This is a genomic window from Ferruginibacter sp. SUN002 (assembly GCF_050611725.1).
Classification (GTDB): domain Bacteria; phylum Bacteroidota; class Bacteroidia; order Chitinophagales; family Chitinophagaceae; genus Ferruginibacter.
In genome coordinates this window covers 1,877,110-1,899,795 of record NZ_JBODJB010000001.1, presented here as the reverse complement: position 1 = coordinate 1,899,795, position 22,686 = coordinate 1,877,110, and the positions used below count along the sequence as shown (strand labels likewise).

Here is a 22,686-nt window from a genome sequence, read left to right as displayed (position 1 = left end):
ATTATACAAATATGAATTTGCAGCTATGCAAAAGCTTACTTACATTTATCGGCAGATAGCCTAAGATGAAACGAATTATCAAAAAAATTTTTTTAGCAAAACCTGAAGTTGACAAAATACCTGTTCAAGGTAGTATTGGCAACAGGATTGAGAACATACGGTCTATCTGGCACAATGACCACCAGGATGATATTGGCATTGAAAAAATACTTCGCTTATTGCTGGCCTTATCTCAATTCATTTTTCCCGGCATCTACCTCAAACATTTTTTTGGCAAAAAAGGAGTTGGATATCAGGAATTGTCTGTAGATTTTTTTGTATTGATAAAAGTATTTTTTCCTTTCCTGCTTTTATATACACACAGTGAATCGAATACCATTTTGTATTACATACAGATATGGCTCCTACTGGAAACAATTTTTTACCTGGCAACACTTGTGTTTGCATCTGATATATTTTCAAAGCCAAGATCCTACAGACGATCTATGTTGCTGATGTTCCTTAACTATCTTCAAATTGTTATCAGCTATGGTGTGATCTACGCAAAGGGAAATTATTTGAATAAACCTTTCGGACATTGGTTTGATGCAATTTATTTCAGTCTTATGACTTCATCAACGGTGGGTTATGGTGATTATTATCCTGTAAATTTTTCGGGCAAATTGCTGGTATGTTCGCAGGTGATTATATTTTTTATAGTAGTAGTAATGTTTCTTAATTTCTTCTCTAACAGGGTTGAAAGCAAAGGTTATTTTGATAGTAAACAAAAATAAACTTATTTAAGCGCAAAAATTGTAGCAAGTCTAAAAATAAAAACAAGAACACTAATGCAAAAAAAACGATTAAGCTTTACTGAAGCGTTGAAGAAATTGTGATGTGCAAATATCGAGTTTCAAAAAACTTCCGAAAATTCAACAATCATTTTGCACCGTGACTTATTTTGTAATAGCAGAACACCATTTACCTTTAGAACTTAGTAAAGCAAAAAGGCAATAATAAATAGAGAAAAACGTTGAAACATCTTAATATTAATAATATAAATACCTGTATGATAAATCCTAATCGATTTCTTGGCAGTTTGTCCTTAATCAAGATATTTACATTTGCGATCTTGCTTATCCTGTCTTTTACAGTCATCAGTTTCAAAGATCAAGCAGGGAATAAATTGCCTATAATTAAAAAACATTTTATAGGTGAAGCATTTGGCGGTGGTATTGTTTTTTATGTGGATTCAACCGAAAAACATGGTCTCATTGTTTCAAATGAAGATATAAGTGTAAAAGCAAAATGGGGCTATTCCGATACCGTACTTCATGCAAATGCAAAAAATATCGGCGCTGGAAAATCCAATACCGAGATCATTACAAAAACGCTTACCGACAGTACACTAGCTGCTGGATTATGTACGCATTATAAAGTAGACAAATTCAACGATTGGCACTTACCATCAAAAAAAGAGTTGGAACTTATATATGACAATCTTAAAACAAAGAATCTTGGAAACCTTGCAGATGCATACTATTGGAGTTCTTCCGAAACTGATTTTAATAATGCCTGGCTAGTAGATTTTAAAAGTGGAATTCCAGTAGAACAAAATACTGTCACAACTGCACACGTAAGAGCCATCAGGGAGTTTTAAAAACTAAATCATAAAGCATTCCTAGTAGGCATCAGTCAATGATCCTCCATAATCTTGTTGCCTTATCTATGTATGGCGGAGTCTTTTTTCTCTTTCTATGCAGATACAAACCACTACTTATCTTGTAAAAAATAAAAACTTTCATAAGGCAAGTTGATTTGTGCAAAAATCTTTCCAAGCCTTTTATTTCCAAAGCACAAAATCAACTATTGCAATTAACATCAAATAATCTTATATTAGGTGTATTAATACCAGTTGATTTAGACTGTTACCTTTTGACAACTTGTAACAATTGTATTCACAATTAAAAAAACAAAATGGAACAGCAACTCGAACAAATACGCAATCAACAAAAAGAATCTTGGAATAAATTTTCTCCCGGCTGGAAAAAATGGGATACACTCGTTATGGATTTTCTAAAGCCAATGGGTGATGAGATTATCCGTTTATTGAAACCGCAAGGGAATGATGTCATTCTCGATGTTGCAGCAGGAACAGGAGAACCGGGACTTACAATCGCAACAAAATTAAGCGGGGGCAAAGTGGTCATTACAGATCTTGCTGAAGACATGCTAACAATAGCCCGTGAAAATGCTACACGGAGAGGGATTAACAATATAGAGACGGTTGCATGTGATGTATGTGAACTCCCATTTGCTGACAATACATTTGACAAAATAAGTTGCCGATTTGGGTTCATGTTTTTTCCAGATATGTTAATGGCCGCTAAAGAAATGGCTCGTGTGCTTAAACCGGGAGGGAAAATTGCTACTGCCGTTTGGAATGTGCCTGAAAAAAATTTTTGGGTTACAGCTATCATGGGAACAATTAACAGGAACATGGAATTACCTCCACCTCCACCCGGAGCTCCGGGAATGTTTCGTTGTGCCAAAGATGGATTTATTGCAGACCTGTTCATGCAAGCAGGATTGAAAAACATATCCCAAACAGAAATTGCAGGAAAACTGAATTGCAAAACTGCTGATGGTTACTGGGGAATGCAAACAGAAGTGGCAGCGCCTATTGTTGCTGCACTCGGCAAAGCTGATGATGCAATGAAAGAAAAAATAAAAAAAGAAACGTACGAAATAATTAATAATAAATATACGGATGGAAATGTAGTGGTTGACTCAAGCGCTTTGGTTATTTATGGTGAAAAATAATATGCCAATTGTAAAAATAGGGGCCAACAAATCCTGAATAACGCAACCATTACGTGTTTTTTTATTGATTGTTTAGTTTATTATCTTTAGCATAATAAACGTACCGAAATGAAAAAACTATTGTTGCTCCTCCTACTCTTTCCATTATTCAGTTTTGCTCAGGTTGTACCTGATAAAACCGACCAGATCACCGTGTTAAATAGTGAAACTGCTTATGCTAATTTCATTGATGTAAAACTATTACTTTCTAAAAAGGGAATTGAGATCGTAAGTTTAGATAAAGAGGCCTTTCAAATTGAAACAGGACCAATAGACATTAAAAGTTCGGGCACTAGTTATTATGTTTTTATTTGCAGAGATGATAAGATCATTATCACAGGAAAAACAAAATACAGTTCGTCAGATACAATTGAAACCATTGCCAATACCGGAGCAAAAGATACCCCTGAAAAGCTCAGTTTCGAAGCGATGAATGATCTTGCTAAACTTTTAGGAACGAGATTACAATACGAAGTTCGTTAATACATTCTTTTCCGCAATCGTTGCCAGCCTTTTAACAACGATACTTATACCGGTGTGCTACCTTTGCAAAAACGTTTGCACACTTCTATATGAAACAACTATTTACACTTCTATTTCTAATTCTTCTTCAACTTACAGTATCGGCAAATACTTATTATGCTTCGCCGACAGGTACCGGCTCAGGCACACTTGTATCTCCCTGCAGTTTTGCCAGCGGATTAACGAAGTTAACAACTGCCGGTGATACATTGTATTTGAGAGGTGGTATATACAGCCTGTCCGCAAAAGTATCTATCAATAAATCAGGTACAACATCTGCAAGAATTTGCATCATGGCCTACCCCGGTGAACAACCGATACTCGACTTCAGCACTCAACCATACAGCAGTTCTAATCCGGGTATTTCATTGGCCGCTACTTCATCGTACATGCATATAAAAGGTTTAGTGGTTCGTTATACAGGTGACAATGGCATCATCAATAACGGCAGTAATACCATCATAGAGAATTGCGAATTTTACGGCAATTGCGATACAGGCTTGCAACATAAATCAGGCGGTAATAATCTTATCATCAATTGCGACTCTCACGATAATTTCGATTACGAAAGTATGGAAGGTACCGTTGTAAATTATGGTGGTAATGCAGATGGCTTTGCTGACAAACAATATTCAAATGTTAACCCTAATACCTACATCGGTTGTCGTGCCTGGAATAATTCAGACGATGGCTGGGATTTCTTTCAGAAAATAGGCAGTAGTGTGTTGAAGAATTGTGTCTGCTATCGAAACGGTCCTACTACCTATAATATGGTTAACCATCCCCGTTATCTTACAGACAAAGCATGGTTTGATCAATTTGCTAACCTTGCCGCCTACCCTAATTATGGAAACGGCAATGGTTTTAAATTGGGCGGCGATTATACTGCACACAATGTTACTGCCATCCGTTGTTTAGCAGTAGGCAATCGTGTAAGAGGTTTCGACCAAAACAACAACTATGGTACAATGACCATCACCAATGGTTCAGCATATCAGAATGGCATCAACTATGGCTTCGGTAATAATACCGGAGGATCACTGATCATTAAAAATTGTGTATCCTTAAGTTCAGTAGGTTCGAATGCATTCAATGCTAAAGTAGTAACCAATACTAATAATAGCTGGAACAAACCAAGTGTAACTGTGAATAGTAGTGATTTTGTAAGCCTGGATACATCAATGATATTAGCAGCAAGAAATACAGATGGTTCGTACTCTACCCCTTTCATGAATTTGGTAAATGGCAGCGATCTGATTGATGCAGGTATATATGTGGGCATTGAATATGCCGGTAATTTCCCTGATCTGGGTTATTATGAATACGGCACCATTGATAAATTTCCGCCGATTGTTACTAGTCAAAATACAACGCAGTCTATTCTTTTAGGCAACCCAATCGTTAATATTACTTTCACCTGGGGTGGTGGTGCAACTGGGCTGGATACCGCTAATATACCACCGGGCATTACTGCAACATTTAATTACACCAATAAAACATTGACGCTGCAAGGCACTCCGCCTGCTGCCGGTAATTTCTCCTACACGGTCACTAGTGTTGGCGGAGCCGATATGCCGATCGTTACTAACGGTAATATCTATGTGAGTTCTGCTTCAACAAAAAGAATTGCTTACTTTACCTTGCTCCCATTGTCAGCTGCAGATTCTGTAGTGTTTAACAAACTCAATGCAAACCCGGATTTCTTAATCATTCCTGTTGATGCAACACTTGCTTCAACCGATTATAGTTCATTTGACGCCATAGTGATCAGTTCAGTGCCCGGCTCAACTTCTGCAGGATTTATTCCTTTAGAAGCAGTAAACAAACCTAAACTATTATTAAAACCTTTCACACTTAGAAACACTGTCTGGAACTGGGTTACAGGCACGGCAGTTAATACGGCACAAACAACAGTCACCATTTCTGATAAAACCCATCCAATTTTCAGTGGATTGACTTTTACCGGTTTAGATGACAATGAACTGCAGTTATTCTCATCCGTTAGTACGAATGCCGTAACAGGTATAACCAATTCTACATGGATAGCAACCCCTGCCGTTACGGTATTAGGTAATGCAAATACAGCTCCTACCACCAACAGCGTGGTAGAGATCCCTGTAGGCACCAACATGAATGGCACGGTTACTACACATCGCTTCATTATGCTTGGCATCAGCGAATTTTCAATGACTAGTTTGACAACAACAGCTAGGCAACTTATTGAGAACTCTTTGTATTATATCCTTGGGTTGGATGTTGCTATAAAAGTGTACACGTTCACAGGCAATGGCAATTGGGATGATGCTGCAAACTGGATGAATAATGAGATACCTCCTGCTATCTTATCCGGTGGCAGTCAGATCATCATTGATCCTGTAATTAATGGCGAATGCATTTTGAATGTTGATCAAACCATCAATAGCGGCAGCAGCATTATTATTAAAGCCGATAAAAAATTCACGGTGCCGGGGAATCTTGAAATAAAATAAGTTTTTAACAGAACTATAAATATTCAAGCCCCTAATAATTATTACATTTGAGTTAGTTGTTCTTTAAAGACCGATACTCAAATTGAATTTCATCAAACAATTAATATTCCCTGCGTGCCTGTTCTTTTACTCTGGTACCAATGCACAACAGATCACCGGCTTCTGGAAAGGAAAGATCGATGGTAAAAAAGTGGAGGTTAAAATCGTAAAGAATGGTGACAGTCTTACTGGCACCAGCTACTATTACGAATCAGCCAACAGCTACAGACGATATACGATCAAAGGATATTTTAGCAGCATAGATAACAGCGTTGTATGGTGGGATGACCAATTGATAGAACAGAAAAAAGGCAACAGACTTTTTGGTACGCCGAAACTTGCTTCATATATGTCCATAGCAGATTTTAATTGTCCCGGCGGAACAAAAATGTTTTTAACCGGTAATGCTTCTAAGAAAGAAAATGAAGAAGCCGCCGGCTTGGTAGATCTGCAAAAAAACGATACGCATTTTTTTTCAGATGAATGGGATGATGTAATTGACAACTACACCCTCGGTGCAAATGACTCTTACATTATTGACAGCGTTGCACAAATAGCATTTATTAAACCTGCACCTGTAATGCAGGAAGAAAAAATTGTAGAAGAAATAAAAGAACCAATCATTCCTGAAACAGTTGCAGTAGAAGAACCCGGAATAGTTGAAACACCGCCTGCAATCATTACTCCCGAAGTAGCAGTAGCTGAAATACCGGCCCCCATTGAAATACCACCTGTAATAAAAGAACCTGAAATTACACCCATACCGGACACCCCCAAATTTACTCCCGTTATTCCTGTCCCTGCCATAGACGAAAAATTCATGGCACGTAAAAAAGTGATACTAACAGAAATACCGTTAGCAGGTGATTCTATTGAATTACGCTTTTACGATAATGCAGAAGTTGATGGCGACTCCATTGCGATCTTCCTCAACGGCCATCTGATGCAAGAACATATCAGGCTCACCGAAAAAGCTTATATCATTAAACTTGCTGTTGCTGAATTACAACAAACAACTGAGCTGATAATGGTGGCAGAAAACCTTGGCTCAATTCCTCCCAATACTTCATACATGGTTTGCTATGTAGATGATAAACGCTACGAAGCTAGACTTGAAAGTACAGAGCAAACCAGTGCAGGTATCAGGTTCATTCACAAGCCTGATTAGTGATTTTTCTTTTATTATGCCATTTACAAGTCAAATAGAAATTGTCTTAAAGAAATACAAAAGCCCCTGCCGGCAATAACACCAACAAGGGCTTGTAATTTTCATGGATATAAGTTTATAGCAAGACTAACTAAACAAGCCGCCTTTCTTTAATTCGCTTACGCTTTCTCCGATTTTAAACCCGTTTTGATATATCTGTATCTTATAGCTACCCTGCTGAAAATTATCAGAAGGAATAAATGCAAATTCTACATTTTTCTTCTTAGCAGTTTCAAGGTCAACGGCCACTTTTGCTGTGTACGTTTTATCTCCTTCCTCACGTGTGGTAAACGATCCTCCCGTAGTAGCAGCATTAACTGCTTTGCCATCCGGGGCAGTTACAACTACATATACATCTGTAGTACCAGGCTGTACAATTCTATTATCTACATCAAAAGATATTACTAGTTTATCTACACGTTTAGCCGTAGTCGTTACCTTTTCTTTACCATTTCCTTTAACATTCACCGGGGTAATAGAAATATTAGATGCATTTAAAGTGGAAGCCACATCGACCTTCTTTTCTAGTTCTTGTTTAACAGTTGTAGTGGCAGTAAGATCTTGTGTTAATTTTTCCTTTTCTATTGTCAGCGTATTTTTATCCTGTGCCAACACCTGATTTTCCTGTGTTAAACGAACCACCTCCTGTTCCATACCGGAGATCTTTGTATTAAGATCTGCAATAAGGTTCCTTGCCTTTTTTAATTCTGCAGCGGTAGCATTATTTTTATTTAAAATAGTACGGATCTCTGCTTTCGTTTTTTCTATTTCTGTATTATTATCAGCCAGTTTAGTTTCCAGACTTGCATTCAATGTTTTCATATTCTCAATCCTGGCTAAGGATTCGTCAAAACTTTTTTGAATATTACTTTTCTCAACAGCAGCCTGTGCAATAACAGTTTCCTGTTTAGATATTTTACTCCCGCTCTCACTTGTGCTGTAAATAGCATAACCACTTACCCCTATGAGAGCAACTGATAAAATTCCAATGATTGCATTTTTATAATTTTTTTTTGAAGACTCACTACCTGTTTCAGGCACAGTGGCTTGCGGATAATTTGATGTAAGCATGATATTTAGATTTAAAGTTGAAAAAAGACAGATAAACCACAACCATGCCAAGAATTGTTATTGTTAAAAAATCGATGTTTCATTTAACATTTTCTTGATAATCCTGGCACAGAGTAATATGGGATGCCTGACTATGATGCATATAATTCAAACAAAGCATGAAAATGCTGCAATGGGAATGGATAAGTACTGCAATTTTTTTTAAATACTAACGATTATGTGTATACGTATAGAACTAAAGTTACTTATTGTATAGCTTCAGTAGAAGCTTGTTTCGCATACACAGGCAAGTATACTTACAGCCCTTTAATGAGTTGGTTTTATAGCTTCAATAGCGAATATACCCTGCATTGGGTATATTGAAATTTTAAGAAAAGTATACTTTAGCCAAAACTAAATTAATGAGGTACTGTACCCTTTTCATTTTGCTGTTATTCACATTAGTATTCGGCAATGCTCAAGACATAGTTGTTGTTAAATCTGTTGCAGGCACAGCAGAGGAACCCAAAAATGCATCTCAAGATGAATGGGAGAATAACAAATGGAATGGAAAGCTTTTTTATAGGGCAAAGGGAAGCAGTTGTAAACTTGCCGTAACTGATGGCACAGATGTAGGAACTAAAGTTATAGCCGACCTTGGGGCTTCCAACATAATTAATTTTATTCCTGCAGCAGATTTCATCTACATCGTTACTAATGAAACCGTATTTACTCCATCTTTTGGGATCATAGAAAAAATATGGAAAAGCGACGGAACAACTGTAGGAACATTGCTGGTACTTGAATTCGCCGCTCATGGATTTACTACTTCGGGGTTAGATGCAGGAACAGATGTGGAAAATGACAGAAACTATTCGGTAACCGGCAACCTGATGTATTTTACCGGATATGACGCTACCAACGGTGCTGAACCATGGATCACAAACGGTACTGCAGCTGGCACACATATCATTAAAGATATCAAAACGGGTGCATCACCCAGTTATGCCGATGGTTATATACAAATGAATGGAAATGTATATTTCAGAGCAGCAAGCTCAGGGACAGCAGCCACACTTTGGCGAACAGATGGAACTGAAGCAGGAACTGTAGAAATTGTTGTACCAACACTTACCATTTGGTCAACCACCATTGCTAAAGTGAATAACAAACTGATATTTATTGGTAATGATAATTTTGTTACAGGCCCCGAGCCATGGGTAAGTGATGGAACAGTTGAAGGAACTTTTATGCTGAAAGATATAAATACAGGAGGCACAGGCTCTAACACAACTGCTGTACAAAATATACATCTGCGTTTTAATGATCAATACGTATTTTTTGTTGCTGCCAGTCCAACAGGCAATGCCTTATGGCGTACAGACGGCACCGTTAGTGGAACAATTCAATTAACACTAGACGGTGTGTATTCAGGTACTAATTACAGTGGTGGCGGGTTTTGTGCAATATCTAATCAGCGTACTTTCTGGATAAATGACAACTCAAAATTGTATGTTACGGACGGCTCCCCTGCAGGAACGAGTTTATTAAGAAATGATCTTACAAATGCCATATTTATGGTACTCTATAATAATGCTGCTCATTTTAATTCGGGTGCCGCCGGAAGCAGAGAGTTATGGAAAAGTGATGGAGCTACTGCTAATACTACACAATATGTTGATGTAAATCCCGGGGTTGCAGAAAGTTATCCGTATGGATTATTTACACTAAGCAACAATCTATATTTTTTTGCTAACAACGGATCCGGTGTAAAATTACTTAAGCTTAGTTTATCAAATACAAATAGCGGCTTTGTTTTCAATGGTAATGGGAGCACAGGCAATTGGACAGATCCGTTAAACTGGTCAGGATCGCAAGTCCCGGGCATTACCGATACTGTTTTCATTAATAGCGGTACGCCCCTATCTCCCGTTGTTAACGGAACTGTTTACACCGGGATATTGAATTTAGCAGCAGGTGCTACAATTAATTTACCCAATAGCTCCGATACATTAGTCGTATCACTAGCATTAAATACAAATAACAATACGATTACAGGAAATGGTGTATTATCATTGCAAGGGGGTACAATAAATGAATTGATGATCAATGGAATTCTATCTTTACCAAAACTTTATATCAGAAATAAAGTTACGTTGCAATCAGGTGTACTCAATATTACAGGACAGTAAATTAAAGATCATAAGGAAACTGCTTGCATGAGCCAAGCACAAGCCAACCAGATTTGGGTTAACATCGGTGTGTCTAAAACACATTAAAATGCTTTAAATTTGATGAACAACCTAGTTAAAAAAATACAATTTAATAGTTGCACATGCTTAAATCAATATTGACATTTTTTATAACGCTGATATTTATTGATCAGGTATGCGGACAAACTGATATTGATAAGATACGTGACTCTATCATAAAAGAAGCGGATAAGTTGTACAAATCCGAATATGCTTCATGGTATGGCACCGACATTTTCTTTCAGGAATACAAAGGCGATCAAGATATTATTGGTGGTTATGTTTCTTACCCGATCGGCGATGATGATGTTTGCATTTTTTATAGCAACTCCAATGATCCAGAGATCATTGGAACCATACATTTCAAAAGCAATAAAAAAGTAGTGTACGATTCTGTGAGAAGAACCATGACAGCAACAGAAAAAGATTTTTATAATTTAAAGACCGCTGCACAAAACGTGATACAATCCGACACCGGTCTTTTTTTGTACTACAAAGGATCCACACTTAATCTAGTTCCCATCATCGAAAAAGACAGGAAATGGGTTTACGCAATTTCAGGCTCATCCAAACCAAATACTGCATACCTCGGCAATGATTATTTAATGACATTTACCAACAAGAACGAGTTGATCTCAAAAAAGAGAATTCATCAAAGCCTTATTCCTGTACCTTATACCGACCCGGATAAAAAAGATGAATTTGGATCGGTACACAATCATTTACCGGAAACGGGTGACTTTATTACAGCCACTGATATATGTACCATTCGCTTGTATCAGGAGTATGGAAAATGGAAAAGCCATATTGTTGTTTCCGAAAAATATATGTCTATATGGACTTGCGAAGGAAATGGTTTGGTCATTGTTCCCAGCCCCAAATAATTAACAAAATTTGGCTTACTAATTGATATTAATTTAGCATGGGAAGGGAACTTAATATAGAAGAAAAAGTAGCATTCCTGAATGTGCTCAAAGAAATTGAAAAAAGGCATAAAGATTTTTTTGAAGATAGGCATGATCACATAACAAATCATATTTCATTCATGATCGATGATTATATATGTTATATGGAGTGGAAACCAACCAGCGACCTTTCTCCGAAAATAAGGCATGAAATATCAAAAGCATTCCATGCGTTGCATAACTAGCACCGTCCGCTCATTGGTGCTTAACAATAAAAACCCCTCTATTACCTTCAGGGTTTTATAAGGATTCTACTGATTATTCGTTTGTATTTGCCACAAATTTTTACTATTTTACTAAACGCATAAGCTATCAATAAACAAATTATAATGAGGATTTCCTTTGCATGTTTGATTTTGCTTGCTACAATCGTTTCGGGTTGTACAAAGGAAAAAGGAATCAATGCTGTCGTTCCGATAAATGACACAATCTACGTATCAGAGGAATTTAGCAGCAAACCCATAGCCGGGGCTAAAGTAATTTTAAAAAAATGTACCCAATGGGATTTTTTTGTTGGATGCACGGGAGTCTTTTCTCCATTTAAAACAATTACGACCGACTATTTGGGTAGAGCCATTTTTGTTCGTCCGAACGCCATTGATGAGTTGGTTGTTGAGCACACAAAATATTGGACAAAAGGCTTTAGAAGCAGTATTAGCTATAGTATTTCTCTAACACCTAAATGTTTGATAAGAGCCCACCTCAAAAAAATAAATTCCTACTCAAGTACAGATGCTTTAAATATTGATGTTAATGGGGATTGCGATGCAGTTGTATGTTGGTGGAGATCAAACAACTGGTTTCCTCGTACTCCAACAGACACTATCGTTAATGTGTATGGCCGTGCAAAATATGACAACAAAATCTCCTGGTATGTTAATATTGCCAATCAAGATACGCTATCATCCATCATTAATATCAATGCAACAGATACTGCCGACATAAATATAGATTACTAATAAAACTTGCTCATGCTTACACTTATTATTTTGCAAAAAATTCAATAACTACCCAACCCTATTACTACCTTTTTCAGTTTAATAGTATGTAGGAATAATATTTTAGTTTGAAATATTATCATCCTCATCTGATAAACATGAAAAAGATAAACACATTATTTGAAAAAAGAAATTCAATCCCCTTTTATTTAAAGCTAACAGCTACTATCATCGTTTTTATTACAAGTGTAACCATAGTAAATGCACAGGGCAACATTAAAATACAGGAAGAGTATTATAAAATTGTTGTAAACGCTCCGGAAATTAAACTACCTGAAGAAGTTACCATTAAAGGCCTTGTGAAAGATGAAGCAGGCAATGTGCTTGCCAATGCAAAAGTAAAAGCTGACTATGGCGGAGATTTGATGACAGACAATAACGGGCAATTTTCGTTTACGCTAAAAAAAGAACAGGTAACAGCACAAAGTATTGCGGTAAGTTACGACGGATTAGTAACAGCCATAAGAAGTTATCATCCATCAATGGAGAACACTACATACGACATTACACTTTATAAACCAACCATATGTTGCAAAAAGAAAAAATGCGAAGAAGTGGTTTTAAAGCCTATAGAAATTTATTTTGAAAACAGCAAGGAAACACTAACCAGTGAAATAAAAAAGCAATTGGATATGGTTGCCGCTTCAATGAAAGAATGCCCAACCGCAACAATTCTACTTACAGGATATACCGGTTATAAAAAATCAAATCAGGAAATTGCTGATGGACAGTTGGATGCCGTTAAACTATACCTTATTGAACAAAGCAATATTCCGGCCAACAGAATTAAAACAGATAAAATAACGGACAAGTCTAAAAGCAATACTGTTGAGATAAAGGCCGAATAGTTTCAACCTTTTTAAGTAATAGTGACGACTTTTGAAGGTCGTCACTATTCATATTAAAGTATCCGTTTGTGATGAAAAAATATTTTAAATTTGATAAAACGCCATCATCAAATATTTAAAAACACAAATGGAATCGTCACAAACCGAAAACCATACAATTGTAACCACCAGAATACTGAATGCTCCTATTAAGATAGTTTACAAAGCATGGGCCGACCCCGTACACTTAGCTGCATGGTGGGGACCAAAAGGATTTACCAATACTTTTCATGAATTTGATCTAAAGCCAGGAGGCAAATGGATATTTACCATGCATGGCCCTGATAAAGGCAATTATCAAAACGAATGTGAATTCACGAAGATCATTCCACAGCAATTTATTTCATGGAAACGTCATTCACACCCACTATTTAACATTGAAATCAGTTTCGAAAAAATATCAGACGTAGAAACCAAAGTAATATTCAAAATGGTCTTCGACGATCCGGTTCTATATAACAAGGTGATATCATTTATACCGGATAAAAATGAAGAAAATTTTGACAGGCTTGAAGAAGAATTAAAGAAAATGACCACAGACTAAGTTCAAAACAAACAACCATGTTCAAATATTTTCTATGTTGGTTTCCTATGTTGCTCATTGCCATCTTCAATGGGGCATTTAGAGACTTATGGTATAAAAAATATACAGGCGAATTACTGGCACATCAAATATCAACAATTTCTCTGATTGTTCTTTTTGCTTTTTATGTGCATTTTATCGTAAAAAAATTGCCTCCGCAATCAGCTGTACAATCAATTTTAATTGGCCTATTATGGCTCTTGCTCACTTTGTGTTTTGAATTTGGATTCGGACTTGCCCGTGGTAATAAAATATCTTCACTACTGGCAGACTATAATATCTTAAAGGGTCGTATCTGGATATTGATTCCTATCTGGACCACCATTGCCCCCTATATCTTTTACAGATTCAATAAATAAATGCTGAAGGTGATTCACCACCGAAGCCTTACACCCTATTGAAGCGGAAAGCCCGGATGTGGTCAATGGCGGGTGAGGACTTGTAGCGTAAAATAGGGCTCAATGCCTGGATTTGTACAATTGTACGTGTTCAACATTAATTATTTCAAATTTTTAAAGTAATTTCACCCCTGAATACGTTTGCTGGGCCATAATTTCTATTTATCTTAATAATTTTTAATATGAGTGTTGAGTCTTCACGTGGTTTGCAGCAATTTAAAAATGCCGTAGGCATTAAATTTCAGCTGTACAATAGTTTGTTTACTGCGTTGCCGTTTCACCGTATCGAAAAAACGGGTATTCTTCTGTCGTTGTTGTTGAACATGTGTGAGGAAGGCTATAAAAATAAAAAGAGCCCGGCAGAAATTATTGAAGATTTCTTTAATAAACATACCACTTTTACGGATCCTAAAGAAAAGTTGGATCTGCTCTTTCGTTTCATTCAGTTTGCCGAAAGACAAATTGTACTATTTGATGCATTGGAAGATTCTGCATTTAAGGATGTAAACGATACAGGTGGTGTTGGCACTTTAAAACATCTTGAAAGCGAAATTTTGCAATACGGTAAAGAAGAAGAACTTACTGCTAAATTAAAAGACTTTGCTGTAAGGCTTGTACTAACGGCACACCCTACCCAGTTTTATCCTGATTCGGTGTTGGGTATTATACATGACCTTGCAAAGGCATTAAAAGACAACGATACACTTTTAGTAAATACTTACTTACAGCAGTTAGGTAAAACTCCTTTCTTTAAAAAACAAAAACCTACGCCTTACGACGAGGCAATCAGCCTGATATGGTTTTTAGAAAACGTTTTCTATTCTGCCTCCGGCAAGATCATTTCTTTTTTAAAGAACCAGTTTCCAAATGCTGTAGATGAAAAAAATCCGATCATCAATATGGGTTTTTGGCCGGGTGGAGACAGAGACGGCAACCCATTTGTGAATGCTGCTACTACCCTTCAGGTGGCCGATGCGTTAAGAGGCGGCATTATCAAATGCTATTATCTGGAGATACGCAGACTTAAACGCAGACTTACTTTCAAAGGTGTTGAAGCGCAATTGGTGGAATTGGAAAATGAACTGTATAAAAATATTTTCATTCCGGGTAAGCGCACTCCAATTACAAAAGAGTACATTATTGAACGATTGACCAAGGTTAAGGAAACGATCATATATGAAACCAATGGTTTATTCCTTCACCTGATTGATAGCTTGATCAATAAAGTAAATGTTTTCGGTTTACATTTTGCATCACTTGATATTAGACAGGAAAGTTCACAACATAATATTGTTTTGGAAAGCATTGCAGCTAAAACAAACCTGCTACCGAAAGATTATGCAAGTTTAAGCGATGAGAAAAAAATCACTTTACTTACAAACATTAAAGAGCCTATTGCAAAAGAGGTACAATTTGATTCAGCAATAGCAAAAGATACGATCGACTCTATTAAAGCGATCAAACAAATACAGGACACCAATGGTGAATTGGGCTGTCATAGGTATATCATCAGTCAGACTAATACAGCATTGAACGTATTCGAAGTATACGGCTTATTCCTGCTTTGTGGTTGGGATAAAAAAGAAATTACTGCAGATATTATCCCTTTGTTTGAAACAGTAGATGACCTTCAGAATGCAGCAAGCATTATGGAAACATTGTATTCGAATAAAGTATATGCCAAACACCTTAAACAAAGAGGGAATCGTCAAACCATCATGCTTGGATTCAGTGACGGCACTAAGGACGGTGGTTACTTTATGGCCAACTGGGGTATCTACAAAGCAAAAGAACAACTTACTGCTGTCTCCAGAAAATATGAAATTGATGTAGTATTTTTTGATGGTCGTGGTGGCCCTCCATCCAGAGGCGGTGGTAAAACACATAATTTCTATGCATCCATGGGTAATAATATTGCCAGCAAAGAAATTCAACTAACGGTACAAGGACAAACGATCAGTTCTACTTTTGGTACTATTGATGCTGCACAATACAATCTTGAAAAATTATTACATGCCGGTATCTCTAATGAACTTTTCAACAGTCGTCATAAAACGATGGAAAAGAAACAGGAGAAACTGTTGCAGGAACTGGCAGATGAAAGTTTTGATAAATATGTTTCATTGAAAAGTCATCCATATTTTGCAGATTATCTGTCGCAGGTTAGTCCGCTTAAATTTTACAGCGAAACAAATATCGGCAGCCGCCCTGCTAAAAGGAATGTATCTGCCAAACTAACCTTGAAAGATCTTCGTGCCATTCCTTATGTTGGTGCCTGGGCTCAGTTGAAACAGAATGTAACAGGCTATTTCGGCGTTGGTACTGCGTTACAAATAATGGAGAAGAACGGCAAATTCAAAGACTTGAAAGAGCTCTATAAAGATTCACTATACTTCAAAACATTAATGGATAACTGCGAAATGGCAATGAAGAAATGCTTCTTCCCTTTAACAGCTTATCTGGCTAAAGATCCTAAATACGGAGAGTTATGGACCAGCATATACGAAGAGTTTTTACTTACACAAAAGTATGTACTGAAATTATCCGGCAAAAAAGAATTGATGGGAGATTTTCCTGTTGATAATTTATCGATCAATATGAGAGAACGAATTGTAATGCCGATATTGACGATACAACAATACGCCATCAATAATATCAGAGAATTGGATGATCAGCTCATTCACAACTCACCGCTGAAACCAACGTATGAAAAGCTGGTAATGCGTTCTTCTTTTGGCATCATCAATGCCGGTAGAAACTCTGCGTAAGAAATTACTTATCATAACCATCGAGTCAGGTACAAAATACCTGACTTTTTTTATGCAAATCTTTTTGGCTACTTTTAGAATCTTATTTTAAAAAGCCGACTGATGAAAAATAAAAGATTGGAAGCAGTGATCATACTATTTTGCGGATTGATCGTATTGGCTTTTGCCTGGTTTATTTTTGCAGTGTATAAGCCTGTTGGCAATACAGACTCATCAAGGCTGGAAGACCTGAACAGCTTGATCAATACAATAGGCAAAACTCCTTCAACAATCATTTTTGCATTAATAGGTATCACAATATGTTATTTAGGAATAAGTAAATGGCGGAAATAAATGCAACAGTATTTCTGCCGCAATCAGACGGGGATCGTCAGACCGATTTCGGCGAAAATTAATAAATATTGTAAACTAACACAATGACTAAAAAAAGAACGTTACCCAGCCCTATAACCATATTGATGATCGTTATTATTCTTGCAGCGGTCAGCACTTGGTTTTTACCGGCAGGGGAATACAGCAAACTATCAGTCAATGAGGGTAGTTTTAGTATTACTAACGACTCAGGTGAAACGAAGTTGCCACTCACACAAAAGACATTGGACAGTCTGGGTATTCATATTGACGTAGAAAAATTTGCTAATGGAGATATACATAAAGCAGTATCAGTTCCTAATACATACAAGAGCCAGCCCAAAAACCCACAAGGCTTTATTAGCATTCTTCAGGCTCCTGTAAAGGGGATCATTGAAAGCATCGATATCATTTTATTTATTCTCATCATCGGTGGATTCATGTATGTATTTAATGAAACCGGAGCAATGGTAAAAGGCATTACATGGGTTTCGTATAAGATGAAAGGACGTGAATCCTGGCTGATCGTCATTCTTACTATTATGTTCTCCTTCTTTGGGGCCTCTTATGGCATGGCCGAAGAATCACTGGTTTTCTATCCTATTCTTGTTCCACTCTTTATTGCAGCCGGCTACGACCTCCTGATCCCACTGGCCATTATTTTCGGTGGTACATCTATGGGGCCGATCGCCGCTTTTTCTAATCCATTCTCTGTTATCATTGCATCAAATGCTGCCGGCATTAACTGGATGGATGGCCTAACAGCAAGGTTGATATTCTGGGCCATTATCACCGCATTGCTGATATGGTACATTTTGCGATATGCCGCTAAAATAAAGAAAGATCCAACGGCTTCATTAGTTTACAAAATTGATGGTATTGTAAAGCCTCCCTACGATATAAATATAAATAATGAGATCGCTTCTTCATTAGGCTGGAAAACAAAACTATCGTTACTGATATATATACTCACTTTTCTCGGCATGATTGCCGGTGTAGTATTTTTAAAATGGTGGGCAGTTGAAATGTCTGCTTTGTTTGTAGCATCATCTATTTTGATTGCTATTATAAATAGAGTAAATGAAAAAGTATTTGTAAGTGAGTTTATTAAAGGAGCGGCAAGTTTACTCTCAGTAGCTTTTTTAGTTGGTATTTCAAGAGGTGTTTCTGTTGTATTGAATGATGGCCATGTAAGTGATTCAATTATTTTTTACACCGCCGGCATTGTGCAGGGCATGTCGCCTACACTCTTTATTCTTTTATTAATGTTGTTTTATTTTGTCTTTTCGCTATTCATACAATCATCTTCGGGTATGGCAGTGCTCACAATGCCCATTATTGGTGCATTAGCCATCATTGTTAATATTCCGGGAAGAGAGATCGTAAACTCATATATGTATGGTATGTGCCTGATGTCATTCATTGCGCCAACAGGACTTGTGCTCCCGGCAATTGCAATGGTGAATGTAAGCTTGAAAACATGGATGAAATTTATAACCCCACTACTGATTTTGATCACAATACTTTGTATTGCAGCGCTGATCATCGGTATTCATTTATGAGATATCTTGTTGCTTTTTCTTACGTCTTAAACCTATGATCAATACAACAAGGAGTAAAATGCCTATTCCAATGCGGATGAATGCCCCTTGCTTGGCCTTACGTTGATTTTCTTTCTGAACAGCCATAAATGCTTCCAGGTTACGATCCATCTGTTTTTGAGATTGTGCTCTGGTCAACGAGTCCATTCTGCGAATACTATTATTGATCGACTCGTTCGTTTTCGCCGTTATGCTATCTAATCTTTTAGAATTTTCTTTTAAGTCATCCAATTGCTTTTGGGTTAGCTGAGCCTGAGTTACTGATGACAGGATAAGAAAAAACAGTAATAAATATCTCATATTTTTTTATGTAAATAAACTACAGTAACTGAAATATTACAATACCGCTAAGTGGGTATTTTATTAATTGTATTTATTTCTGTAATCTACCGGCGACATACCCGCTACTTTTTTAAACACATCCCTGAAAGCTTTTGCATCGGTATATCCAACATCGTACATCACTTCATTCACTGTCTTTCTACCACGTTCCAATTGTTTTTTAGCAGCTTCAATTTTTACCCTTTGCATGTATTCGATGACTGTATTGGCTGTAGCTTTTTTAAATCGTCTTTCAAAGGTCCTCCTGCCAATGCCGAATTTATTGGCCAATTCATCTACCGTTAATTTAGATTGATAATGCTTTTCTATAAATTCCTGTGCTTTTACAATTTGAAAATCCTCATGATCCTTTTGTCCTTTGAACATCACAAAAGGCATCTGACTTTCACGTTCCATATCTAACAGAAAAAATTTAGAAGCAGTGATGGCCATTTGTCTTGTTGTATATTTTTCTACCAGATACAATAATAAATTCCAATAAGATGTTGCACCGCCACTTGAATACAAACCATTCTGATCTGTGATAATTTTATCTTCTACCAACTGTACTTCAGGAAACATATCTCTGAAATCGTTTGCAAATAACCAGTGAGTTGAACATGATTTGCCATTTAATAACCCTGTAGCTGCCAACACAAAAGCACCAATACACAAACTTGCAACCTCTGCTCCTTTTCTATGCTGTTCTACGATCCATGGAATGACAGCCGCGTTCTTCTTTAATGCTTCATTTACATTACCACTGATGGCAGGAACAAGGATCAGATCGGTCTTCTTCACTTGCTTCAACAATAAATCAGGATGTACTGTAATTGTTCCATCTAACAATTTCACTTCTTTAGTGACGCCAACAAGATTCACATTAAAAAACGGCTGATGACCGGCGCTTTTATAAAACTCATTAATTGCTGTAAACATATACCTTGGATCAACAATAGCCGCAGGCACCGAAGTTTCTAAAATCAAAATGGATATATTTTTCATCCTGCAAAGCTAAATAAAAACATTGTCGCAATCAACCCGTTAGTTTGTCGTTTTTGCATATAACTGTTTTTTGAATTTACACTTATGTTTGCAGTAGAAAATTTATCGTATGACCATTTTCAATTTAGAAACTGACATTGAAGTATATTGCATTACGGCCAAATCCTTTCCTGACGGAGTCTTGGAGGCACACCAAGCATTGCATGCGCTTATTCCATATACAACCGACAGAAAATATTTCGGCATCTCATATCCTGAAAAACCTGGCAGCATCATTTACAAAGCAGCGGCCAACGAATTAATTTCAGGCGAATTAAGCAAACACGATCTAGAGAAGTTCATTGTCAAAAAAGGGAAATATAACTGTATATTGATAAACGATTTTATGCAAAATATTCCGGCTATAGGTACTGCATTTCAGAAATTAATATCACAGCCAGATATTGACCCTAATGGCTGTTGTGTGGAATGGTATCTGAGCGATAAGGATGTAAGATGTATGGTACGTTTATCAAGCTAAATCTTTAATCAAAAACATAAACATGAAAAAAACCAAGCTACTTTATTGGATCTTCACCATTTTATTTTCAGCATTAATGGTATTTTCCTCTTATGGAAGTATTGTATTAAATGAAGAGAGCATCAAGATTTTTGGAGACTATCTTGGCTATCCAAATTACTTCATCCGGTTTACAGGCATTGCCAAGGTTTTGGGCGTGATTGCCATACTTATACCGGGTTTCCCGAGAATTAAAGAATGGGCTTATGCCGGATTATTTTTTGATCTGTTCGCCGCAGTTTATTCCGGAATAGCTATAGGTGGTTTTGATCCAATGATGTTGACGATGTTGATCTGGATAGTACCGGGTATACTATCCTATTATTTTTATCACAAACTGAACAAAGCTTTATATTTCGAAACCAAATAAATAATGGTAGAGGTATTTAAAACAAATGTCAACAGAGTTGATCAATCTGAAATACTGATCAAACAATTATTGTCGCATTTCCCCGGCAGTAAGATCAATTTTGATCTGGAGGATTGTGACAAAATTTTGAGAATAGAAGCCGAGCATATTGCTCAACATTCGATCATTGCAGTACTGAACGAACATGGATTTAATGCAGAAGTATTGATCTAAAATAATTCATATGAATACAACAATAAAAGATATTGATACCTACATCTCAAAACAACCAATATTGGCACAGCCTGCTTTAAAAAAAGTAAGGGAAACAATTAGCAAAGCCGCACCAAAGGCTACGGAACTTATCAGTTATGGCATGCCTGCTTTCAAATACAACGGCATGTTGGCTTATTTTGCCGGATTTAAAAAACACTATTCGGTATTTGTACCACAATCACTGGATACGTTCAAGGATGAAGTTGAGCCATACAGAACATCTAAAGCAACCCTGCAATTTGACTTTGACAAACCTGTGCCTGTACGATTGATAACGAAACTTGTTAAACATGCTGTTAAAGTAAATGCCGAAAAAGCATTATTAAAAAATAAAAAGAAATAATTATGGCTGATCAAATTTATCCATGCATCTGGTTTGACGGACAAGCCAAAGCAGCAGCAGAATTCTATGGCTCCATCTTTCCTAATTCAAAAATCACAACGGAAAATCCAATTGTTGTTTTGTTTGAGTTGAACGGATTTAAATTCATGGGACTGAACGGCGGCCCTCAGTTTACACCGAATGAGGCTGTATCATTTGTTGTGAACTGTGAAGATCAGGCAGAGATCGATCATTATTGGTACAAATTGATCGCTGATGGTGGTGAAGAAAGCATGTGTGGGTGGCTGAAAGATAAGTACGGCGTGTCTTGGCAGATCGTTCCGAAAACACTGGGAAAACTCATGTCCGATCCTGAAAAAGGGCAAAGAGTTATGAATGCATTTTTAAAAATGAGAAAGTTTGATATACAGGCATTGCTTGATGCCTGATTAATTTAAGCTTTCTTGTTTTTTAGGTATTTTTTAAAATGAACATATCCTGCTATAAGCAAAACAGCAAATGGTAAAAGCCACGGAAGTGAAAAAAGAAAGTAAGAAAGTATATTTTTAAGACTATCCTCATGCACAAAAAATCTTGATAATATTACATATGTCAGATACATTAAATAAGGAAAGAAAAAACTTGCAAAACGTGAGGTTCTGCTATACCTGACACTTGGTTTAACATTAAAAAAGATCGTCAAAGAAAAAACTGCAAGTATGCAAACAGTGATATAACCCACCAGTTTGTATAAACCTTTGTATAAAAGTGCTGCATCGTCTTTTCTTTCGCCAAAGAAATTATCTGTTATAAGAAAATATAAAGCTGTTATTGCAAGACTAACAAAAAATATAGAAAGCCATATTATTAAAAGTCTTTTAAATACCGGGTTCACTTTCATAG

General features: G+C 36.7%; 25 protein-coding genes. 21 read left to right on the top strand and 4 right to left on the bottom strand.

The features are described from left to right. Window positions 1-65 precede the first annotated feature (65 nt). From ACQ33O_RS08615 to ACQ33O_RS08590, 6 genes are all read left to right on the top strand, one after another. Window positions 66-773 (top strand): potassium channel family protein, encoded by a 708-nt coding sequence (locus ACQ33O_RS08615; RefSeq protein WP_430995162.1) that lies wholly within the window; start codon window positions 66-68, stop codon window positions 771-773. 275 nt (window positions 774-1,048) lie between these two features. Then, window positions 1,049-1,639, top strand: a complete 591-nt coding sequence (locus ACQ33O_RS08610; protein WP_430995161.1) for a DUF1566 domain-containing protein — start codon at window positions 1,049-1,051, stop codon at window positions 1,637-1,639. 317 nt (window positions 1,640-1,956) lie between these two features. Next, on the top strand, window positions 1,957-2,802 hold the full coding sequence (locus ACQ33O_RS08605) for a class I SAM-dependent methyltransferase (RefSeq protein ID WP_430995160.1): 846 nt from the start codon (window positions 1,957-1,959) through the stop codon (window positions 2,800-2,802). 108 nt (window positions 2,803-2,910) lie between these two features. Further along, on the top strand, window positions 2,911-3,324 hold the full coding sequence (locus tag ACQ33O_RS08600) for a hypothetical protein (protein WP_430995159.1): 414 nt from the start codon (window positions 2,911-2,913) through the stop codon (window positions 3,322-3,324). 89 nt (window positions 3,325-3,413) lie between these two features. Further along, window positions 3,414-5,852, top strand: coding sequence for a right-handed parallel beta-helix repeat-containing protein (locus ACQ33O_RS08595; protein WP_430995158.1), 2,439 nt, complete (start codon window positions 3,414-3,416; stop codon window positions 5,850-5,852). Between the two features lie 82 nt (window positions 5,853-5,934). Beyond that, a complete protein-coding gene (locus ACQ33O_RS08590; RefSeq protein WP_430995157.1) occupies window positions 5,935-7,059 on the top strand; it encodes a hypothetical protein in 1,125 nt (374 codons plus the stop codon). Window positions 7,060-7,185: 126 nt separating this feature from the next. Here the strand turns inward: ACQ33O_RS08590 and ACQ33O_RS08585 are convergent, their stop codons facing one another. After that, complete coding sequence (locus ACQ33O_RS08585; RefSeq protein ID WP_430995156.1) at window positions 7,186-8,169, bottom strand: hypothetical protein; 984 nt, start codon at window positions 8,167-8,169, stop codon at window positions 7,186-7,188. A gap of 401 nt (window positions 8,170-8,570) precedes the next feature. Between ACQ33O_RS08585 and ACQ33O_RS08580 the strand changes: the two genes are divergently transcribed. From ACQ33O_RS08580 to ACQ33O_RS08535, 10 genes are all read left to right on the top strand, one after another. Then, entirely contained in the window at window positions 8,571-10,340 is a 1,770-nt protein-coding gene (locus ACQ33O_RS08580) for a hypothetical protein (protein ID WP_430995155.1), read from the top strand. A gap of 143 nt (window positions 10,341-10,483) precedes the next feature. Next, window positions 10,484-11,284 (top strand): hypothetical protein, encoded by an 801-nt coding sequence (locus ACQ33O_RS08575; protein WP_430995154.1) that lies wholly within the window; start codon window positions 10,484-10,486, stop codon window positions 11,282-11,284. A 38-nt stretch (window positions 11,285-11,322) separates the two neighbouring features. After that, window positions 11,323-11,550, top strand: coding sequence for a hypothetical protein (locus tag ACQ33O_RS08570; protein ID WP_430995153.1), 228 nt, complete (start codon window positions 11,323-11,325; stop codon window positions 11,548-11,550). Window positions 11,551-11,694: 144 nt separating this feature from the next. Further along, window positions 11,695-12,324: a hypothetical protein gene (locus tag ACQ33O_RS08565; protein WP_430995152.1), complete on the top strand. Its 630-nt coding sequence runs from the start codon at window positions 11,695-11,697 to the stop codon at window positions 12,322-12,324. Between the two features lie 137 nt (window positions 12,325-12,461). Then, on the top strand, window positions 12,462-13,211 hold the full coding sequence (locus ACQ33O_RS08560) for an OmpA family protein (RefSeq protein WP_430995151.1): 750 nt from the start codon (window positions 12,462-12,464) through the stop codon (window positions 13,209-13,211). A gap of 127 nt (window positions 13,212-13,338) precedes the next feature. Continuing rightward, window positions 13,339-13,794, top strand: a complete 456-nt coding sequence (locus ACQ33O_RS08555; RefSeq protein WP_430995150.1) for an SRPBCC family protein — start codon at window positions 13,339-13,341, stop codon at window positions 13,792-13,794. 17 nt (window positions 13,795-13,811) lie between these two features. Then, a complete protein-coding gene (locus ACQ33O_RS08550; RefSeq protein ID WP_430995149.1) occupies window positions 13,812-14,192 on the top strand; it encodes a hypothetical protein in 381 nt (126 codons plus the stop codon). Window positions 14,193-14,413: 221 nt separating this feature from the next. Further along, the gene (locus ACQ33O_RS08545) at window positions 14,414-16,999 is read left to right on the top strand and encodes a phosphoenolpyruvate carboxylase (protein WP_430995148.1); all 2,586 of its coding nucleotides are present in this window, start codon (window positions 14,414-14,416) and stop codon (window positions 16,997-16,999) included. Window positions 17,000-17,101: 102 nt separating this feature from the next. Continuing rightward, the gene (locus tag ACQ33O_RS08540) at window positions 17,102-17,332 is read left to right on the top strand and encodes a hypothetical protein (protein ID WP_430995147.1); all 231 of its coding nucleotides are present in this window, start codon (window positions 17,102-17,104) and stop codon (window positions 17,330-17,332) included. A gap of 83 nt (window positions 17,333-17,415) precedes the next feature. Continuing rightward, entirely contained in the window at window positions 17,416-18,912 is a 1,497-nt protein-coding gene (locus tag ACQ33O_RS08535) for a YfcC family protein (RefSeq protein ID WP_430995146.1), read from the top strand. On the opposite strand, the gene ACQ33O_RS08530 is transcribed toward ACQ33O_RS08535, so the two are convergent. Continuing rightward, window positions 18,907-19,251 (bottom strand): hypothetical protein, encoded by a 345-nt coding sequence (locus ACQ33O_RS08530; protein ID WP_430995145.1) that lies wholly within the window; start codon window positions 19,249-19,251, stop codon window positions 18,907-18,909. The two genes, ACQ33O_RS08535 and ACQ33O_RS08530, sit on opposite strands and share 6 nt — an antisense overlap. Window positions 19,252-19,314: 63 nt before the next feature. Next, window positions 19,315-20,277 carry a GlxA family transcriptional regulator gene (locus tag ACQ33O_RS08525; protein WP_430995144.1) on the bottom strand — a complete coding sequence of 321 codons (963 nt, stop codon included), beginning with the start codon at window positions 20,275-20,277 and terminating at the stop codon, window positions 19,315-19,317. A 109-nt stretch (window positions 20,278-20,386) separates the two neighbouring features. Here ACQ33O_RS08525 and ACQ33O_RS08520 point away from each other — a divergent pair, with 109 nt between their 5' ends. From ACQ33O_RS08520 to ACQ33O_RS08500, 5 genes are read left to right on the top strand one after another with little or no spacing between them, the layout of a single operon-like run. Further along, complete coding sequence (locus ACQ33O_RS08520) at window positions 20,387-20,797, top strand: hypothetical protein (protein WP_430995143.1); 411 nt, start codon at window positions 20,387-20,389, stop codon at window positions 20,795-20,797. Between the two features lie 22 nt (window positions 20,798-20,819). Continuing rightward, a complete protein-coding gene (locus ACQ33O_RS08515) occupies window positions 20,820-21,206 on the top strand; it encodes a DoxX family protein (RefSeq protein WP_430995142.1) in 387 nt (128 codons plus the stop codon). A 3-nt stretch (window positions 21,207-21,209) separates the two neighbouring features. Beyond that, window positions 21,210-21,419 (top strand): hypothetical protein, encoded by a 210-nt coding sequence (locus ACQ33O_RS08510; RefSeq protein WP_430995141.1) that lies wholly within the window; start codon window positions 21,210-21,212, stop codon window positions 21,417-21,419. 10 nt (window positions 21,420-21,429) lie between these two features. Continuing rightward, the gene (locus tag ACQ33O_RS08505; RefSeq protein ID WP_430995140.1) at window positions 21,430-21,804 is read left to right on the top strand and encodes an iron chaperone; all 375 of its coding nucleotides are present in this window, start codon (window positions 21,430-21,432) and stop codon (window positions 21,802-21,804) included. 2 nt (window positions 21,805-21,806) lie between these two features. Further along, window positions 21,807-22,232, top strand: coding sequence for a VOC family protein (locus tag ACQ33O_RS08500; protein WP_430995139.1), 426 nt, complete (start codon window positions 21,807-21,809; stop codon window positions 22,230-22,232). A gap of 5 nt (window positions 22,233-22,237) precedes the next feature. On the opposite strand, the gene ACQ33O_RS08495 is transcribed toward ACQ33O_RS08500, so the two are convergent. Further along, window positions 22,238-22,684 carry a hypothetical protein gene (locus ACQ33O_RS08495; RefSeq protein WP_430995138.1) on the bottom strand — a complete coding sequence of 149 codons (447 nt, stop codon included), beginning with the start codon at window positions 22,682-22,684 and terminating at the stop codon, window positions 22,238-22,240. Between the last annotated feature and the right edge of the window lie 2 nt (window positions 22,685-22,686).

Coding starts and splice junctions, on each gene's coding strand:
- ACQ33O_RS08615 (WP_430995162.1), top strand. CDS start 66: ATGAAACGAATTATCAAAAAAATTTTTTTAGCAAAACCTGAAGTTGAC.
- ACQ33O_RS08610 (WP_430995161.1), top strand. CDS start 1,049: ATGATAAATCCTAATCGATTTCTTGGCAGTTTGTCCTTAATCAAGATA.
- ACQ33O_RS08605 (WP_430995160.1), top strand. CDS start 1,957: ATGGAACAGCAACTCGAACAAATACGCAATCAACAAAAAGAATCTTGG.
- ACQ33O_RS08600 (WP_430995159.1), top strand. CDS start 2,911: ATGAAAAAACTATTGTTGCTCCTCCTACTCTTTCCATTATTCAGTTTT.
- ACQ33O_RS08595 (WP_430995158.1), top strand. CDS start 3,414: ATGAAACAACTATTTACACTTCTATTTCTAATTCTTCTTCAACTTACA.
- ACQ33O_RS08585 (WP_430995156.1), bottom strand. CDS start 8,169: ATGCTTACATCAAATTATCCGCAAGCCACTGTGCCTGAAACAGGTAGT.
- ACQ33O_RS08580 (WP_430995155.1), top strand. CDS start 8,571: ATGAGGTACTGTACCCTTTTCATTTTGCTGTTATTCACATTAGTATTC.
- ACQ33O_RS08575 (WP_430995154.1), top strand. CDS start 10,484: ATGCTTAAATCAATATTGACATTTTTTATAACGCTGATATTTATTGAT.
- ACQ33O_RS08570 (WP_430995153.1), top strand. CDS start 11,323: ATGGGAAGGGAACTTAATATAGAAGAAAAAGTAGCATTCCTGAATGTG.
- ACQ33O_RS08565 (WP_430995152.1), top strand. CDS start 11,695: ATGAGGATTTCCTTTGCATGTTTGATTTTGCTTGCTACAATCGTTTCG.
- ACQ33O_RS08560 (WP_430995151.1), top strand. CDS start 12,462: ATGAAAAAGATAAACACATTATTTGAAAAAAGAAATTCAATCCCCTTT.
- ACQ33O_RS08555 (WP_430995150.1), top strand. CDS start 13,339: ATGGAATCGTCACAAACCGAAAACCATACAATTGTAACCACCAGAATA.
- ACQ33O_RS08550 (WP_430995149.1), top strand. CDS start 13,812: ATGTTCAAATATTTTCTATGTTGGTTTCCTATGTTGCTCATTGCCATC.
- ACQ33O_RS08545 (WP_430995148.1), top strand. CDS start 14,414: ATGAGTGTTGAGTCTTCACGTGGTTTGCAGCAATTTAAAAATGCCGTA.
- ACQ33O_RS08540 (WP_430995147.1), top strand. CDS start 17,102: ATGAAAAATAAAAGATTGGAAGCAGTGATCATACTATTTTGCGGATTG.
- ACQ33O_RS08535 (WP_430995146.1), top strand. CDS start 17,416: ATGACTAAAAAAAGAACGTTACCCAGCCCTATAACCATATTGATGATC.
- ACQ33O_RS08530 (WP_430995145.1), bottom strand. CDS start 19,251: ATGAGATATTTATTACTGTTTTTTCTTATCCTGTCATCAGTAACTCAG.
- ACQ33O_RS08525 (WP_430995144.1), bottom strand. CDS start 20,277: ATGAAAAATATATCCATTTTGATTTTAGAAACTTCGGTGCCTGCGGCT.
- ACQ33O_RS08520 (WP_430995143.1), top strand. CDS start 20,387: ATGACCATTTTCAATTTAGAAACTGACATTGAAGTATATTGCATTACG.
- ACQ33O_RS08515 (WP_430995142.1), top strand. CDS start 20,820: ATGAAAAAAACCAAGCTACTTTATTGGATCTTCACCATTTTATTTTCA.
- ACQ33O_RS08510 (WP_430995141.1), top strand. CDS start 21,210: ATGGTAGAGGTATTTAAAACAAATGTCAACAGAGTTGATCAATCTGAA.
- ACQ33O_RS08505 (WP_430995140.1), top strand. CDS start 21,430: ATGAATACAACAATAAAAGATATTGATACCTACATCTCAAAACAACCA.
- ACQ33O_RS08500 (WP_430995139.1), top strand. CDS start 21,807: ATGGCTGATCAAATTTATCCATGCATCTGGTTTGACGGACAAGCCAAA.
- ACQ33O_RS08495 (WP_430995138.1), bottom strand. CDS start 22,684: ATGAAAGTGAACCCGGTATTTAAAAGACTTTTAATAATATGGCTTTCT.